Origin of the sequence: Ottowia cancrivicina (assembly GCF_029813755.1) — a bacterium.
GTDB classification, from domain to species: Bacteria; Pseudomonadota; Gammaproteobacteria; order Burkholderiales; family Burkholderiaceae_C; genus Ottowia; species Ottowia massiliensis.
This window is the reverse complement of the sequence record NZ_JARVII010000005.1, coordinates 99,540-116,092: the sequence shown is the minus strand read 5'-3', so window position 1 is coordinate 116,092 and position 16,553 is coordinate 99,540. Positions and strand designations below refer to the sequence as shown.

The following is a 16,553-nucleotide window of genomic DNA, read 5'->3' as shown; positions in this document are numbered from 1 at the left end:
GTCAAGTTCGCTCTGATGCCAGGCCAGCGGCATGACAGCAAAGGAGTCGAAGAGATGATCCGGAACCAAAAGTTTGGGGCGCTGCTGGCGGACAAGGCTTTTGATGTCCAATGGCTGATAGAGCCATTACAAGCGCAAGGCGTGCCAATCGTGATCTCGCAAAGGCCCGATCGACGCCAGCTTCAAGGCGGTGATCTATCTGGCTTCAGCTGTGATTCAGTATCGGTAATTCTCAACAGGCCCTAGCACGGGGTGAGGGTTGAGTGCTTTTCGAATTGCTGCTATCGCATCCCGTTCACTACGAAAAATAGCCAACTCGAAGAGCAGGTTCAGGTTGGCACTCCCGGTTTTTTTGATCGGCACATGCAGGGACAGAGCACAGCCATCCAGTAGATACCCTAGCTAGGGTGCTTACCAGCTAGGAACCATCCTAGCTAGACAAGAACTGAGCGTGTTTTTACGCTGCATGCTGTTCCAACACGTTCACCGGAGTTCAGACCATGAGAGTAGGCGCATACGGCCCTGGCCATTCCTGTTCCCAAGCGCATTTTTGCAGCCCCGCCCAGGCAGCTTCCGCCAAAGTGGACCACAGCCGGGGCTATCCGATAGGCGACGGCACATTTGCCGACAGCGCCAGGGGCATAGCGCCACAAAAAGATCTGGATTTACAACTATCCATGATGGCCAATGATGCGTACGAATCAGAAAAAACGAAGCTGACTCATACGCAATCCGAAAGGGAGTTGAGAAATGCTGGGTGGCAGCGCCTGCGTCCAGCAGGTGATCATTTTGTGGATGGCAATAACAATAATGTTTACATTTCTAACCTTACGCCTGACATGCTGCGTGATGAGCAGAGTGGTTTTGATGCCGCCATCTATCAGAATGACAAAGGGCAGTATGTCGTTGCATTTCGTGGCACGGATAATTGGTTTGGCGAAAAAGGTCCAGGCTGGGACAGTAAAGCCAATTTTGGTCAAGCCTCAAACTTGGAAACCAAACAATATGAACAGGCGAGACTTCTGGCGTGGACCGCCATTGACGCTTTTGGCGAAGGCAACGTAATTTTCACGGGGCATTCTCTGGGTGGAGGTTTGGCGTCAGCCGCCATGGTGGCAACAGGCGCGCCTGGCGTGACTTTCAATGCAGCTGGCTTGAGCGACAACACCTTGCGCAGTCTTGATCCGAGCAAGACTCCCAATGCCCTTCGTGAGGAATTGGCCAACAACGGCCAGATTCGCCGCTACAACATAGAAGGCGAATTGCTGACGGGAATTCAGCAAGGGGCGATGCTCGCACCCGACGCCGTAGGGCATGAATGGCGCTTGGAAGCTCCAAAAGGCGCTTCCAAAATCCCTGTGTTGAATTCCGTGGAGTTGCATGGAGGCAAAGGAGATGGCCAGGCTTATGTCGAAGCCATGCGCGAAGGCGCCCCTTATCACCCAGCAGGCAAGCCGCTTCCTCTTTCTGCGACAGAGCATCTCGGAGAAGCCGGATTCAACTTGCTGACATCGGCGGGGAGTAATGCTTTTGAAGCCGGTTTCAATGCGGGCAAGATATTTAATGAGAGGAGCCAGGCCGTCAGCGCCATCTTCCAAAATGAAATCGCCAAGGGGCGTGTGCTGTCTGGAGGCATCCAGGCAACGGGTGAAGTGGCCGATGGCTTTCTGGATGCAGGCGCTGGCGTTGTAAGAGAAGGCGGCGATTTTGTGGGCGATGCGGTCCGCGAAGGAGCCTCGTTTTTTGGCAACGTGCTGCGCAATACAGGCAAAGCACTCGGCCTTGAAAAGCCGTTCGGCCAAGCAGCCTCATTCGTTGAATCAGTGGGCGAGCGTGCCAATGCATTGATTGACGGCGTAAGCCGCAAGGCTGCCGTACTGATTGACAAGGCGGGCGATGGCATCAAATGGGTCGCTGGCAAGGCCGCCAACGGTGTGAAATGGGCCAGTGGCAAGCTGGCTCAGGGCGCGCAATGGCTGGGTGACAAGGTGACGCAAGGCGCACAGAAGATCGGCAGCGCCATCAGTCATGGCGTGCAAAAGGTGGGCAATGCCCTTGCCGGTATCGGCAAAACGATTGCAGGCTGGTTTTGATAGGCCAGGTCTGAGAACCCGTTCACGATTTATCCGTTGATGCGAAGCGGCCTCGGGCGCCCTGTTGCGTTGTAAATCCTCGTGGAAACACGAAGCCCGTTTGTGGTTTGCGCCTGGCAGCTCCTCCCGAGCCGCTTTTTCGCCTCTCACAACCAGACGCTGAACAGGTTCTGAGATTTGATTAGAAAGAAGACGCCTGGCAGCCCGCGCAGGCGCTTTTCTTTTAACCGCTACCATGGCTTTCTCCCTTTATTTCCTACGTAACATGATGCGCAGACGATGGATGCTTCTGTCCACGCTGGCCTTTATGGCTGCTTCGGCCTGCGGTCAGCAAGGTTCAGATATGAGCAATGGAAAATTCGCGACCCCAAAGGATGCAGCGCTATATCAGGCGGCAGCCAAAGGTGATTTGGCGCAGGCGCGCCAGCTGCTGGCCGAAGGTGCGAGCCTCAACAGCCGCAATGCCAGAGAAATGACGCCGCTGGACGTTGCCATGGTGGAAGGCAACCGCCGCGCCTTTGACAGCCTGCTGGAGCTGGGAGCAGACCCCGCCTGGCTGGGCGACGCGCGCGACACCTCCATGCACCTGGCCGCCAAGCTGGCTGACAGCCGCTGGCTGGCCGCGCTACTAGAGCGAGGATTCCCCACTGAAGTAAAAAACCGATTGGGCGAAACACTCCTGTTCCCGGCTTTGGGGCCGAGCACTCAGGCCAACGTGCAACTGCTGCTAGATGCAAAAGCCGATGTACATGCACGCACGAAGGATGGCCGCACGCTACTGCACCATGCCGCAATGATTGGCAGCTTTGCCGATATTCCGCGTCTGCTGGAGCTGGGAGTGGATCCGCGCGCAGTCAACGCGGCTGGCAATACCTTCCAGCGCTATTTCTTCACAGGGCCGCGCGACCCTGAAGTAGAGAAAAAAGTGCGCGCCTGGCTACACGACCACGGCATTGCCGTGGAAGAGCGGCGCAAATAACAAATGCGCGAACGGCGGATGCTTCCGCCCAACGCAGGGCTGGATGGCTGCTTCGGCTTGCGGGCAGCCCGGTTCAAGCGCAGCGATGGCCATTAAGGGCATCCAATCCGCCCGCCTTGTGCGGCATGTGCGGCAAGGCTTGCAGGAAGATGCGGCGCGCCATTTCCGCCATTTCCCCATTTCCTTTTCACATTCATTGAAAAACGGGCAAAGCGCGAACCCAAGGCCCCGCCGAACGTTGCCCGCTGCCTGGCAGGCTCTTTGAAGGATGTCCAAGCAAGCCAGCGAAGCATGTCCGCTTTGAAGCTGTCACCCTCTGGATCGTCTGCCAGGCCATTAAAAACAGGAGCTGATTTATAGGGCGCCAAAACGGCGCCAGCGCCCATTCCACTAGGACATCACGCTATGGATTCGAGAGCTGAAAACAAGCTTTCCCGATGCTCCCCACGGGCCTTACGCCAGCATCTGGCGGGCCAGCGCCACGGCTTCGGGCAAGGTGGCGGCGGCGGCAATGCGCACGGGGCTGGCGCCGGCCTGCTGGCGGCCTGATGCCAGCAAGGCGGCGCGGGCGGCATCGTCGCCAATCACGTAAACGTTGCCCCGGCAATACTGGTGAAAGGCCGCCAGGTGGCTTTTCATCCAGAGCGCGGCGGCTTTCTTTTCTTCGGGCGATTCGCCTTTGTGGCTGATGTAGGCGTTCATGTCGCACACCACGGCAAAGGGCTGCTGGCGTTGCAGGGCGGCTTCCAGCGTGTCCAGCCACTGGCGGGCGCGCTCCAACCCTGGCTGGCCAGGCTGGCGCCCGGGCAGACGCGCCAGCAGCACGGGCCACAGGGAAAAGTCGGCCTGAAAGCCTTCCACGCCCGGCGCGGGAAAGCCGGGTGGTTCAGGCGCTTGCGCGTTCATGCTGGCATCCGGATTCGGGTTCATGCGGCTCACCATTGATAGTCGAGTTCGGCGCTGATGGCGCGGGCCTGGCCCCAGTTGCAGTAGCTGGCGCTGGAGCAGGCGGCAAAGCGGCGGTTGGCCAGGTTGGCGGCGCGCACGGAAAGCGTCAGGTGCGGGCTGATGGCGTAGTGCGCGGCGGCGTCCAGCAGGGTGTGGCCGGGCACGCGCAAGGTGTTGGCCGCATCGGCCCAGGCGCTGCCGGTGTGGCGCACGCCCAGGCCCAGCCGCAGCCGGGGCGTGAAGGCGCGCTCGGCCCACAGCGCAGCCGTGGCGCGCGGAATATTGACGGGGCGCTTGCCCAGATCAGCGCCGTTGCTGGCGGTGATTTGGGGCGCCAGCCAGGTCAGGCTGGCATGGATATGCGTGGCTTGCGCCAGCGCGGCGCGCCCTTCCAGCTCCAGCCCGCGCGTGCGCTGCCGGCCCGACTGCGTCATGCACGGGCCGGGGCCGGTGGCGCTCATGCACATGTGCGTGGGGTCGGCATCGGGCGTCAGGGCGTTTTTCTGCTGGATGCTGAAAGCGGCGGCGGCCAGTTGCAGCCGCCCGTCTTCAGAGGCGTATTTCAGCCCCGCTTCCCACTGGCGCGCGCGCAAGGGGCGGTAGCCCTGGCCGTCGGCCATCAGCCCCGCCTGCGGCAAAAAAGATGTGGCATGGCTGGCGTAGGCCACCCACTGCGGCGTGATGTGCCACGAAAGCGCGGCGCGCCCCGTGAAGGCATCGTCTTGCTGGCCAATCGCGGCGCTGGCGGCCCGCCCCATGAGCTGGCTGGCGCGCTGGCTGCGGGTGCGGGCCGTGTCGTAGCGCCCGCCCAGGGTGAGGGCGAAAGGGCCGTGGCGCATTTGGTCTTGCACATAAAAACCCGTCTGGCGGGCGTGATCCAGCGTTTCGGCCCATAAATGGGCCGTGGCGGGCGATGCGGGCGCGGCCACGGCCAGCCCGTACACAGGGTTGCGGATGCGAAGGGGCGGCACGCCCGCAAAGCTGAAGCCCATTTGCTGCGTCAGGCGGCTTTGCATGTGATCCAGCCCCAGCAGCAGGCGGTGCGCCACGGGGCCGGTGCGCGCCTGGCCTTCGATGGCGGTGTCGGCCATCAGCGCCTGCGTGCGCGAGCCGGCATGCAAGGCCGTGCGCGCCAGCATGTCGGGCGGCACAAGAGCGGCGGCGGCCAGCCCCTGCACGGCCGCTTGCGAGGTGATGCGGCGCAGCGCGTGCCGCAGCGTCCAGCCCGCGCCCAGTGCGTGCTCGAAGTCGTAACCCAGCGTGGTTTGCGTGCGGCTGAAGTGGCTGAAAGCCGGATCGCCCACAAAAAAGCGGCGCGGCACGTAACCGCCATTCGGCAAGGGTGACAGCACGCCTTGCGCGGGCAGGCCGCCGTAGTAGCCGCCGCGCGGGTCTCTCTGGTAGCTGGCCAGCAGCGTCAGCGCCGTTTGCGGCCCGATCTGCCAGCGCAGCGAAGGCGCCAGCGCCAGGCGGCGCGATGACACGTGATCAATCTGGTTGTTCTGCGCCCGCCCCAGCGCGGCCAGCCGCCAGGTAAAGCGCCCGCTGCCGTCTCCTGCCGCGCCGCCCGCATCCAGCCGCAGCTCGCGCCGCTGCCAGTTGCCCAGCGTCACGCTGGCCTGCCGGTGCGCCTTCGCCTGCGGGCGTTTGGACAAGGCATTGACCAGCCCGCCCGGCAGGCTTTGCCCGTAGAGCATGGAGCCAGGGCCGCGCAGCACCTCCACGCGCTCCAGCAGCCAGGGATCGAACTGCGGCAGGCTCAAATTGCCCACGCCGAACGAAGCGCGCATGCCATCCAGAAACAGCGCGCCGTTGTAGGTTTGCCCGCGCAAGCTGAAAAAGTCATAGCGGCTGGAATCGTTGCCGCCGCCAGGCATGGCGTGCAGGCCCGGGCTGTAGGCCAGCGCCTGCCCCAGCGTGACCGCGCCGCTGGCCTGCAAATCGGCCTGCGTGAGCACGGACACGGACTGGGGCGTCTCCAGCAAAGGCGTGCGCGTTTTGGTGGCGCTGGCGGCCTGCCGGGGCAGGCGGCCATTGGGGCCGTCGTCGTATTCAGCGCCGCCCGGGCGCTCGCGCACGATGACGGCATCCAGCGTGGCATGCCTGTCAGACGCGGCCCCGCCCGCTGGCGCCGCCGCATCCGCAGCAGACGCAGCAGGCCAGGCCAGCGCCGCCGCGCAAGACAAAAGCAAAAACCGACCCTGAATGGCAGGTGCGTGCATGGTGTTTCTCCTCCATTGAATCCAGCTGCAACAAAGGAAAAGTCTGCGCACGCGCACGGCCCGGCGCTTGCAGAAAACGGCGAATCATTTTCATTTGGCGGCGGGTTTGGCGGTGGTTCGCGGCAGGGCTTTCAAAGCCTGTCGCAAGCTTGGCCGCAAGGAGCAAACAAACCACACACAAACTGAAGACGGCGCAGATAGAGACCCTCATGACTTTCTTACTGTTCATCAAGGAGTTGCTGTGCCACAAACCGCCCGAGACCGCGTTCTTGCACCCACTGAAAAACCGTGAAGCGATTCCGAAAGCCGCATGCAAACCGCCATGCTGATCAACGCCTTGCTGCTGGGCCTGACGGGCGAGCTGCGCATAGCCGTGGGCTGAGCCGCCTGCGCGGTCATTGGGCAGGCGCTGACGGACGACACGTAGCAAGGGGCTGTGGTTTTTGCTGCGCTTGAGCGTGAATGGACGCGGCCCCTGGAGCATGCAGCTGGCAAGACTGGCGTTGATGCTGACGGCCCTGTGGAGTCTGGAGCATGGGCTGGTGCATCAGCAAGCGCCGTGGTGCGTGGCACCTTAAGGCTTGTTAAATGTATAGGATAATTTTATGCCTCCGAGGCGACAATCAAAATATCGATAATGACAGAAAAGTGTGCGCTAAAGTCGGGGTTATTTCCAGGGAGCTTTCAGATGCAATGGAATGGCACAAAAGCAGTAACGATCAAATTTACAACCTATTCAGCCTATATGGAATTAAGATTTGAATAGTGGGAAAGACGATTAAGAGAGACTCATTGTGGATATATTACACGGAGAAATTAGATGACTGTTGAATCAATAAAGAAAATATTAGCAACACCATCCATTGGCAATTTTAGATGCGTCGAACTTTTTGAAGTGATTGGCACAAGGAGCAAGAATCCGGCTTTCAATATTTTCACACTAGCAATTGCCCATGAAACAGATTTGCGTTTAATAAACGAAGAAAAAATTACACCAAAGCTTGTTCAATTAAAAACCGACAAGTCTCTGAAGTTTGGCGTTTTTAAAAGAATCATTTCCATAGAAGATTTTTTCAATAGAATTTCCAATCTAAATACCAAGATTACGGACAAAGACAACAAAAATAATCTTGTTTACGGCCGGCTAAAATGCATTCCCGCAGTTCATGCACCAGCTTTAGAGCAAGGTAAAAATGAATTTCTGGGCTTGCTCAAGAATAACTTTTTTGGAGGATCGCATCTTTTTGAATGGTTTGATGAAAGCAAAGAGCATGTTGCTTCACTGATAGAAAATCTCAAATCCTTAGATGAACTTTCTAAAAAGCTGCAAGAATATTTGCCTATTAAGATTGGCAGTCACTCCGACAGGTTAGGTAATATAATCTTACAAATTCCTTGCTCTGCCGTGGCATTTGTAACAGAAAGAAGGGACCCAAACAGTCATCAACTGTTATCGAATTTGGCAGTTAGCCCACATATCTCGGAAGAGGTGAAATTATCAGGAATTTTCTGGAGGGAACAACATGGAAGCATGATTGATTTTCAGAAAATTCCATTAGCCAAAGGAAGAAATATCATCCCCTTTCAGCAAATTAACGGGAGAGGGTATTATGCAATTTGGGATGAAGACAACCAGATAATTTGTGCCGGAGGAGAAATACCACCCATAATGGAGTCCATTAATCTTTTTATATATATGCAGGAGCATGACCAACGAATATTCAGATTACCTGACGGAACAGAACAAAAAATTAATATTTCCACCCGGGCATCACAAAGTCAAATTGGCAAAAATATCAAGGATCATAGAGATTGGGTTAGAAATAGACTACTCAAAATAGAAAGACAAGAGCTGCATGACTCTTTAAAACTGAGACAATTTAAACAGGATATGCGCCAAGAAGCCTTGGATTTCATCAGAAAATTAATTAAGGCATATAGTCAAAATGGCATTTATCTTTGGGATCCCTATTTGTGGGTACAAGATTTACTTGAAACAGTATTTTTCAGTCCATATGCCAATGTGCCAATCAAAGCGCTAACTAGCAACGAAGCTCTAAAGATAAATAAGGAATCACCTTGCAGAGCAAAAATTAACCAGGCAATCCTTCAAGCTGGCTGGCTAAATTTGACTTTTGTCAAGGCTAGGGTTAGAAATTTTCATGACCGTTTTATTATTTTTCCACAAGCAAAAGATGAGCCTGTGAGAGCCTGGTCACTGGGAACATCAGTTAATAGCCTGGGAAAGAGCCACCACATTATTCAAGAGGTTGAGGACGGGCAGATTATCGCTGATATTTTTGAAGAAATGTGGGAGCAATCAATCAGTGACGAAGGTAATATCCTATGGAAATCCAAGAAGAATTAACTACCATTCAGGTGCTACGGCAAGTCCAATCTTTTGATTATCAATCCACCATTCCTGATGAAATACTCTCTTTCTTTGATGAACACTTTAATTTCTCCAGCTGGAGTTGGGATAACAAGTATCTTTTTCATCAATATATTAATAATCTTTACCCATCAAGCATCAATTATCAAGATACAGTTATTTATATTGATGATCCAGGCAAGAAAAGTAGGCTATTAGAAAGCGCTTCATGGCTGATCAAAATTTTACAAGATGAGCAATCCAGTGAAAAAAATCAAAAAATAGCTTTCGAATTGACCTGCATTCTTCCTGAATTCTGGGCAATCAGCCATGAAGAAAAAATAGATTTTTCTTGCTCCAGCAAAAGATTAGCAATGGAATATTTATATCACGTGGAAGTTGGATTATCTATCCGCTCAGGCGCATCGATTAATGATAAGGAAATGATAGATTGCTTTATAGAGAATTTAAAAAAACAAAAATGGAAAGAGATTGCAGAAAATCAGTGGCTGTTAAATACGCTATACGAAAATCTACACCTAGATCCTCATCAATCATATTCATTTATATCTGAACATCATAGCCATGAGATCTTGACATTGATTAATCAGGAAACCAAGATTTATAATCTTCTGTATTGGCTCGCCCTTCTGCCAGAAAAACATCGTCAACCTTTTGCTTTACAAACAACCAACAATTTAGCAAAATTTCTTTTACTGTTTGCACTGCGGCATCTATGTGGCGATGGAATGAATAAAGAGCAAATTCAATTACTAGATATTTGGCAGGATTGCCCCGATGAATGGTTTCTCATTTTTAATCAATATGCAGCCAGGTATCCTTACCTTCAGTTAGGGCTTGGCGCATTCTTGGCAAATGCCAGCAATGAGAAGATATGCCTTTATATCGACAGTTTACACTTGAGTGAAAATGAAGCGTCCATCAAAGAGTGCTTGGAATACTTCTTTGCTCATGCTACTAAGGATAAAATTCAGCATTTATGTAGACTATCTTATGAAAAATGGAAAAATTGGGGTTTTGGAAATACCTGCTCAATTGGGCGGAGCATACTGGATAGGGCCTTGGTAAGATATTTCCAAACGATGCTCTCCAAACAAGATAGAGCAGATTTCATTCAAAATGAAATTAATCAAATTTTGAATTTTCAGCAGCAATGGTTTGCTTCAAAAATAGAACTAGATAAATTCATTTGTCTGCATTTATCCAGAATGCAACCAGCCTGTCTTGCTAATGTATTGCAGGGAGATTTATCACTATCTTTTGACGATATTAATAAGCGATATTGTCTGCCAACTCAATTCGAAAATGATTTAAGGTGGAGAAATTGGATTCATTTGGATCTCTGGAGGAAAAATTTTCCGCCACTTGCGGCGTAAGTTTTTGTGATGAGTGAATACCTCCACAAGAGTCACAACGTCATGGCACTGTTGTATCACTTGATATTTCCGACCAAGTACAGGAGGGCGGTATCTGATAGTGAATTAGATGAGACACTCAAAGACGTGTGTTTGGAAATTAAGCGCCGCTATAAATTGAAATTTTAGAAATCGGCACAGACAAGGATCGCGTGCATTCTTTTGCGCAGTCAGCAGCAGTAGCGGCGTACAGCGAACGTCACGAAGTTGGTGCGAATGGTCAAGAGTTTGACCAGGGAGATATTCAGACGTGTCCGCAAGTCAAAAAGCAGCTTTGGGGCGGTGAGTTTTGGTCAGCCAAGTATTTTGTTTCGATGGTGGGCAGATATGGAGACGAAGCGATGATTGGCCAAGATGTGAAGAATCAAATTGGTAATTCAAGAAGCTGTATTCAGGCCATCAACTGAGATTATTCTGATACTCCGCAGCTTGCTGAGGAGTAGTTCATTCGCTCCTGTTTTTGCAGTGAAACCGGGGTTTTTGCGCCCGTGATCAGGCTTGGGGGCGCGCTTTCAGGCGCTCTGCCCTGCCCCGCCCTGCTGCGCCAAGCGCTGGCGCAGGCGGCTTGGCGTTTCGCCGAATTGCGCCCTGAAAGCCGTGCAAAAGTGCGCCGCGCTGCTGAAGCCCAGCCGCTCGGCGGCCAGCGCCACGGGCAGGCCCTCGTCCAATACCAGGTGCCGCCCTTGCAGCAGGCGCTGCTGGCGCAGCCAGACAAAGGGCGATGCGCCGAATTCGCGGCCGAAGCTTTCGCTCAGGGCGCGCGCGCTCATGCCGGCCTCGGCGGCCATGTCGGCCAGCGTCCAGGCGCGGGCCAGGTCGGCTTGCAGCGCTGCGGCCAGGCGCAGCAGGCGTTCGCGGCGCGAGGGGGCGCGCGTGCCGGTGAGCGCCGCGATGCCTTGCACGAAGATGGCTTGCGCGGCCGCTTCCAGCCGCAGCAGTTGCAGCGGCTGGCGCGGGTCGCTGTCCAGGATGTCGCCAGCCAATTGCAAGCTGCCCGCGTCGGCGGCCACTTGCACCTGGCGCAGCGGCTCGTGGCGGGCGAACAGGCTGTCAAACCAGCTTTCCAGTTGCCGCGCGCGCAAGTCGGGGCGCAGCATGCTCACGCCGACCACGCGTATGGCGCAGGCGCTGGCTTGCGCGCTCCAGGGCAGCGGCTCGCGCACGGCCAGCACTTGCATGCCCAGCGCGCGCGGCTCGCTCACGCAGTCGCCGCAGTGCAGCCGCAGACCGCCGCGCGCCAGCACGGTGACGTAAAGGCCCGCCTGCACCTGGCGCGCCGCCGGGTGCGCGCCCAGCGCCAGCGGCGGATGGTCGGCGCCGCGTACCAGCAAGTGCAGCCGCTCGCTGCGGTGTTCCACAAAGCGGGCGGGCGTGGCGGCAGGGGGCATGGCTTTAAAAAGAGGAGCGAATTCAGGGCGCCAGAAAAGGGCTTTCGCGCACTTTCGACTAGGACCTCATGCTACGAATCAAATAGCGAAATCAGACTGCCGTTTCAGCCTTCTTTCGCGCCTTCTTCTGCGCCTTCTTCCGCCGCCTGGCTGGCTGGCGCTTTGCCTTCTTTGCGCGGCGGCAGCGGGGCCAGGTAGCCCACCACGAGCATGAGCGCGCCCACGCCGATGAAGGCAAAGATGCGCTCGCCGCCGCCGCTGTTGGCCAGGTCCACCGCAAAGAGCTTGAGCACCACCAGGCCCAGCAGGCCCGCGCCGCTCATCCACAGCACGCGCTGGCGGCGGCGGTGCGCGGCCACCATCAGGGCCAGCGCCAGCAGCGTCCACCACAGCGAGTAGCCCGTCTGCACGACAAAGCTGCCGCCCAGCGCCTGCGACGACCAGCGCACGCCAAACCAGTGGTGCGCCACGCGCAGCCACAGCGTGTTGGCGGCAATGAAGGCGCTGCCGCCCAGCGCGGCCCAGAAAAGCGGCGCGGTCAGCCACTGGCGCGCGCCTTCAATGCGCGGGCGCGCGGCCAGCACGGCGCGCCGCCACAGCAGCACGCTGCCCAGCGCGGCCAGCACGCTGGCATCCACCGGATTGAGCAGGGGCGCATAGGGCAGCGGCGGCGCGTTGCCCGCTGCGGTGCAGGCCACGAACAGCGCTTGCAGCACGGCCAGCACGGCCAGGGGGCGCGCGGCCGTCCACAAGTAAGCCCCGGCATGCGGGCGCAGCGGCCACTGGCGCGGCGGGCGGCTGGCCCAGGCCGTCAGCGCCCACAGCACAGCGGCGCAGGCGGCCAGCGCAAGCGCGATGCGCCAGTCGCCGGGCGGGTTCAGGCGGTGCAGTGCGTCCCGCATGGCATCGCCCAGCACCAGCAGCGCCAGCCACACGCTGGCCGGGTGGCGCAAGGCAGGCACGCGGATGGGCGCCGCCCCGCGCCCCGCATGCCCTTCGCGCCCCGGCCGCTCATCGCGCCGCGCAAATTCGCCCGCCAGCTTTTCGCCCATCCACATGAACAGCCATTGCAGCGCCAGCGCCAGCGGCCAGAGTACGGGGCCAAGGCCGTCCAGCGCGCGCTCGTCCATGCCCCACAGCACCAGCAAGGCCAGCCACAGCGCGGGCAGCGCCAGGCGGCTGGGCCAGACGGCATCCGCCCAGCGCCAGCGCGCGGCGGCCCACAGCGCCAGCGCGGCCGAAAGCAGGCCCGACAGCACCGTCAGCTGCAAGGCCACGCCGTCTGAAAACACGGGCGGCAGGCCCGCTGCGGGCACGCGGCTCCATTCCTGATGCCAGGCCAGGCACCACAGCGCAAAGCCGTAAAGCAGCAGCGGCAGGCCCAGCTGCGCCTCCAGCTCCTTCCACGCGCGCTCCCAGCGGCTGCCGTGCGGCGGCTCGCCTTCATCCAGCGGCGCGCGCAGCAGCCAGGCGCACAGCAGCGCCGCCAGCGCCAGCGTGGCCACGTGCATGAAGGCCGGATGCGCCAGCGGCCATGCGCCTTCAGGCGGCCCATCCAGCCCGGACAGCAGCGCCAGCGCCGCCACCGCCTGCAAAGCCAGCCCGAAGGCGCGCGAGAGCCAGCGCGACTGGCGCACACCCACCCAGAAAGCGGCCGCGCCCTCCAGCGCCCAGGCCAGGCCCGTAGCCCGCGCATCCAGCGCCAGCGGCGCGGCCAGCGTGACAAAGCCCACGCCCAGCGCCATGAAGCATGTGGCCATCAAATGCCAGCGCCAGCGCGCCGCTGCCTCCAGGCGATCCAGCCAGCCCCACAGCGCCAGATACGCCGCGCCAAAGCCCAGCGCCGACCAGGCCGCGCCGTATTCCAGATGCCGCACCATGCCCGCCTGCAAGGCAAAGCCGGCCAGCGGCACGCCAAAAACCAGCGCGGCATCCACCACAGCCCGGCCCGGCGGCGTCTCTTGCGCGGCGCGCAGGCGGGCATACAGCAGCGCCACGGCCACGTAAATTGCCATGAACGCCAGCAAAAAGGGCTGCGCCGTGCCCCACTCTGGCGGCGTGTAGCGCAGCACGCCCCAAACCGTGGCAATGCCGAAAGTCGATACCGCCCCCAGCCAGTTCAGCTCGCGCCAGGCGCGCCGCGCCGCAATGGCCGCAATGCCCAGCCCCAGCAGCGTGTAGTAGCCAAACAGCGCCACGTGGCTGCCCTGCCCTGTTGAAAGCAGCAGCGGCGTGGCAAAGCCGCCCGCAAACGCCAAAAACGCCAGCGCCCGCGCGTTTTGCCCCAGCGCCAGCGCGCAGCCGCCCGCGCACACCAGCACCATGAGCGCGAAAGCGCCCATCTGCGAGGCCATCACCCCCAGCCGGAAGGCGGCAAACACCGTCAGATACAGCACCGCCACGCCCGCGCCCTGAAGCGACAGGCCAAACCCCGGTTTGCGCAAGCGCTGCCGCCAGCCCACCGCCAGCAGCGCCGCCCCCGTGGCCGCCACCGCCAGCAGCCGCAGCGGCAGCGGCAGCAGCCCCGCCTGCGCCGCGTAGCGCACCAGAAACGACAGGCCGATGAACAAAATCACCAGCCCGATGCGCACGATGGCATTGCCGCCCAGCAGCCAGCCAGCGGCGCGGGCGATCCAATCGTCGCCATCGCCCTCTTGAAGAACGCCGTGCGGCGCCCGCACGCGCTGCGCCACGGCGGGGCGCTGTGCATGAACGGCCTGGGTAAGGGCGGATGGGGCGGGCTGGGCGGATTCCGGCGCGGGCGCAACGGGTTCCGAAAGCGGCGCGGCCAGCACGGGCGGTGTGTCAAAGAAGGAATCTCGGAAATCCGGCGGCGCTGGCGGCAGCGGCGGCATATGCGCGGGCCAGTCCGCCGCAGCCGCTGGCGCAAGCGGCTCGGCCCCCCCCGGCGGCATGGCCGTGGCGCCAAACACGGCAGGCGCCGCTGAAGATGCAGCGGGCGCGGCGGGCACGGAAGGCACGGCAGGCGCGGCCATTTCGCCTTCCGATCCCTTCGCGGCCCGCCGCACCCGGCGATCGCGCTCATGCAGCGCCGCCCATTCCTTGCGCACCAGGGCGCGCACCACAAGCTGCAACGTCCAGCCCATCAGCGCGCCCAGCATCAGCCCCCCCAGAATGAAGGTTCTGCTATCGCCGCCGCCACGCGCCAGCAGCGCCCCCAAAAACATCCCCCACAGTAGTCCCCAAATCACCATTCGTTGCTCCTTGCCAGGCCCGCCGCCTGCGGGCGCAGACTTTACCGCCCGCCTCCGCCGCTTCCAGCCTCCCCCGGCCAGCGTTGCACGCTTTTCGCACCCGCAAAAGGTTTGCAGCACGGCGAATCGTGCGCAGTCTCACTGAATGAGTGAAAAGGCCATGAATCAACTCATCTATTCATAGCATGATGTCCTAGTAGAAACTGCGCAAGGCGGCTTTTTGACCCCCTTGAATTTGCTCCTCTTTTTGATACACAAGGCGGCGGGCGCTCAAAGCCCCAGCGTGTCGGCCAGCGCGTTCATGCGCTGCGTCACGTCTTCGTCCATGCGGATCACGCGGCCCCATTCGCGCTGCGTTTCGCCGGGCCATTTGCTGGTGGCGTCCAGCCCCATCTTGCTGCCCAGGCCCGCCACGGGAGAAGCGAAGTCCAGGTAGTCGATGGGCGTGTTTTCCATCAGCAGGGTGTCGCGCGCGGGGTCCATGCGGGTGGTGATGGCCCAGATCACGTCTTTCCAGTCGCGCGCGTTCACGTCTTCATCGACCACCACGATGAATTTGGTGTAGAGAAACTGCCGCAGGTGGCTCCACACGCCCATCATCACGCGCCGCGCGTGGCCCGCGTAAGCCTTGCGGATGCGCACCACGGCCAGGCGGTAGCTGCACCCTTCGGGCGGCAGGTAAAAGTCCAGGATTTCGGGAAACGCCTTTTGCAGCAGGGGCACAAACAGCTCATTGAGCACCAGGCCCAGCACGGCCGGCTCGTCCATCGGCTTGCCGGTGTAGGTGGAGTGGTAGATGGCGCCCTGCCGCAAGGTGACGCGGTCGATGGTGAGCACGGGAAATTCGGCCGTTTCGTTGTAGTAGCCGGTGTGGTCGCCATACGGCCCCTCGGTGGCGTGGCGCCAGCCGCTGGGGTGGCTGGCGTCAGGCTGGATGTGGCCTTCCAGCACGATTTCGGCGTGCGCGGGCACTTGCAGCGGCACGCCCAGCGCGGGGGCCACTTCGGTGCGCGCGCCGCGCAGCAGGCCCGCGAACTGGTATTCCGACATGGCGTCCGGCACGGGCGTGACAGCGCCCAGCAGCGTGGCCGGATCGGCCCCAATGGCCACGGCCACCGCAAAAGGCTGGCCGGGCCGCTGCGCGCGGTGCTCGGCAAAGTCCAGCGCGCCGCCACGGTGCGCCAGCCAGCGCATGATGACTTCATTGCGGCCAATGACCTGCTGGCGGTAGATGCCCAGGTTCTGCCGCGCCTTGGCCGGCCCGCGCGTGATGGTCAGGCCCCAGGTGATGAGCGGCGCCACATCGCCCGGCCAGCAGTGCTGCACGGGCAGGCGGGCCAGATCGACTTCATCGCCCTCCCACACCACTTGCTGGCACGGCGGCTGCCGCACGGTGGCCGGGGCCATGTGCCACAGCGTTTTGATCAGCGCGCGCTTGCCCCACAGCTCTTTCATGCCGCGCGGCGGCTCCGGCTCCTTCAGCGCGGCCAGCGCCTCGCCCAGCGCGCGCACTTCGCTCACATCCGCCAGCCCCATCGCCCGCGCCACGCGCTGCGGCGTGCCAAACAGGTTGCCCAGCACGGGCATGGCGTATTCGCGCTGCACGCTGCCTGGCTTTTCAAATAACAGCGCCGGGCCGCCCGCGCGCAGCACGCGGTCGCACAGCGCCGTCATTTCCAGATGCGGCGAAACCGGCTGGGCAATGCGGCGCAAATCGCCATCGGCTTCCAGCAGGGCCATGAAGGAGCGCAGGTCTTGGTAGTGCATGAAACAGGCAGAGAAAAACGGGCGGGAATTGTGCGCCTGGATACGCCCGGCATGGAGCGCCGGGCGCCCGTTCGGCTCTCGCTGGCGCTGCCTGAAAGCTCACGGCAGTGAAAACCCCTATTTCAACCATGCCG

At 59.7% G+C, this 16,553-nt stretch carries 10 protein-coding genes and 2 pseudogenes; 6 read left to right on the top strand and 6 right to left on the bottom strand.

Annotated elements, in window-relative coordinates:
• The 3 genes and pseudogenes from QB898_RS13410 to QB898_RS04240 all read left to right on the top strand — a co-directional run.
• A pseudogene (locus QB898_RS13410) lies at positions 1-246 on the top strand (hypothetical protein); the annotation flags it as partial.
• 254 nt (positions 247-500) lie between these two features.
• Positions 501-2,093 (top strand): Tle-like phospholipase domain-containing protein, encoded by a 1,593-nt coding sequence (locus QB898_RS04245; protein ID WP_279523931.1) that lies wholly within the window; start codon positions 501-503, stop codon positions 2,091-2,093.
• Positions 2,094-2,328: 235 nt separating this feature from the next.
• Complete coding sequence (locus QB898_RS04240; RefSeq protein WP_279523930.1) at positions 2,329-3,072, top strand: ankyrin repeat domain-containing protein; 744 nt, start codon at positions 2,329-2,331, stop codon at positions 3,070-3,072.
• A 453-nt stretch (positions 3,073-3,525) separates the two neighbouring features.
• Here the strand turns inward: QB898_RS04240 and QB898_RS04235 are convergent, their stop codons facing one another.
• The 3 genes from QB898_RS04235 to QB898_RS04225 are packed head-to-tail and all read right to left on the bottom strand — an operon-like array spanning position 3,526 to position 6,726.
• Positions 3,526-4,002: a hypothetical protein gene (locus QB898_RS04235; protein WP_279523929.1), complete on the bottom strand. Its 477-nt coding sequence runs from the start codon at positions 4,000-4,002 to the stop codon at positions 3,526-3,528.
• A 5-nt stretch (positions 4,003-4,007) separates the two neighbouring features.
• Positions 4,008-6,242 carry a TonB-dependent siderophore receptor gene (locus tag QB898_RS04230; protein ID WP_279523928.1) on the bottom strand — a complete coding sequence of 745 codons (2,235 nt, stop codon included), beginning with the start codon at positions 6,240-6,242 and terminating at the stop codon, positions 4,008-4,010.
• Positions 6,127-6,726 (bottom strand): hypothetical protein, encoded by a 600-nt coding sequence (locus tag QB898_RS04225; RefSeq protein WP_279523927.1) that lies wholly within the window; start codon positions 6,724-6,726, stop codon positions 6,127-6,129. The genes QB898_RS04230 and QB898_RS04225 overlap by 116 nt, the downstream gene beginning before the upstream one ends.
• Positions 6,727-7,062: 336 nt before the next feature.
• On the opposite strand from QB898_RS04225, the gene QB898_RS04220 reads away from it, so the two are divergent.
• The 3 genes and pseudogenes from QB898_RS04220 (at position 7,063) to tnpA (ending at position 10,456) form a co-directional block, all read left to right on the top strand.
• On the top strand, positions 7,063-8,610 hold the full coding sequence (locus QB898_RS04220) for a VPA1262 family N-terminal domain-containing protein (RefSeq protein WP_279523926.1): 1,548 nt from the start codon (positions 7,063-7,065) through the stop codon (positions 8,608-8,610).
• Positions 8,589-10,010 carry a hypothetical protein gene (locus tag QB898_RS04215; RefSeq protein WP_279523925.1) on the top strand — a complete coding sequence of 474 codons (1,422 nt, stop codon included), beginning with the start codon at positions 8,589-8,591 and terminating at the stop codon, positions 10,008-10,010. Before QB898_RS04220 ends, QB898_RS04215 begins: the two co-directional genes overlap by 22 nt.
• A 9-nt stretch (positions 10,011-10,019) precedes the next feature.
• Positions 10,020-10,456 (top strand): annotated as a pseudogene (tnpA, locus tag QB898_RS13405) (IS200/IS605 family transposase).
• 105 nt (positions 10,457-10,561) lie between these two features.
• On the opposite strand, the gene QB898_RS04205 reads toward tnpA, so the two are convergent.
• From QB898_RS04205 to ubiD, 3 genes are all read right to left on the bottom strand, one after another.
• Positions 10,562-11,437 (bottom strand): helix-turn-helix transcriptional regulator, encoded by an 876-nt coding sequence (locus QB898_RS04205; protein WP_279523924.1) that lies wholly within the window; start codon positions 11,435-11,437, stop codon positions 10,562-10,564.
• 104 nt (positions 11,438-11,541) lie between these two features.
• The gene (locus QB898_RS04200; protein ID WP_279523923.1) at positions 11,542-14,652 is read right to left on the bottom strand and encodes a DUF2339 domain-containing protein; all 3,111 of its coding nucleotides are present in this window, start codon (positions 14,650-14,652) and stop codon (positions 11,542-11,544) included.
• A gap of 270 nt (positions 14,653-14,922) precedes the next feature.
• Complete coding sequence (gene ubiD / locus QB898_RS04195; RefSeq protein WP_279523922.1) at positions 14,923-16,419, bottom strand: 4-hydroxy-3-polyprenylbenzoate decarboxylase; 1,497 nt, start codon at positions 16,417-16,419, stop codon at positions 14,923-14,925.
• Between the last annotated feature and the right edge of the window lie 134 nt (positions 16,420-16,553).

Excerpts from the sequence above, each read along its gene's own strand:
- QB898_RS04215 (WP_279523925.1), top strand. The coding sequence starts at position 8,589 with ATGGAAATCCAAGAAGAATTAACTACCATTCAGGTGCTACGGCAAGTC.
- QB898_RS04235 (WP_279523929.1), bottom strand. The coding sequence starts at position 4,002 with ATGAACCCGAATCCGGATGCCAGCATGAACGCGCAAGCGCCTGAACCA.
- QB898_RS04220 (WP_279523926.1), top strand. The coding sequence starts at position 7,063 with ATGACTGTTGAATCAATAAAGAAAATATTAGCAACACCATCCATTGGC.
- QB898_RS04205 (WP_279523924.1), bottom strand. The coding sequence starts at position 11,437 with ATGCCCCCTGCCGCCACGCCCGCCCGCTTTGTGGAACACCGCAGCGAG.
- QB898_RS04200 (WP_279523923.1), bottom strand. The coding sequence starts at position 14,652 with ATGGTGATTTGGGGACTACTGTGGGGGATGTTTTTGGGGGCGCTGCTG.
- QB898_RS04230 (WP_279523928.1), bottom strand. The coding sequence starts at position 6,242 with ATGCACGCACCTGCCATTCAGGGTCGGTTTTTGCTTTTGTCTTGCGCG.
- QB898_RS04225 (WP_279523927.1), bottom strand. The coding sequence starts at position 6,726 with ATGCTCCAGGGGCCGCGTCCATTCACGCTCAAGCGCAGCAAAAACCAC.
- QB898_RS04245 (WP_279523931.1), top strand. The coding sequence starts at position 501 with ATGAGAGTAGGCGCATACGGCCCTGGCCATTCCTGTTCCCAAGCGCAT.
- ubiD (WP_279523922.1), bottom strand. The coding sequence starts at position 16,419 with ATGCACTACCAAGACCTGCGCTCCTTCATGGCCCTGCTGGAAGCCGAT.
- QB898_RS04240 (WP_279523930.1), top strand. The coding sequence starts at position 2,329 with ATGGCTTTCTCCCTTTATTTCCTACGTAACATGATGCGCAGACGATGG.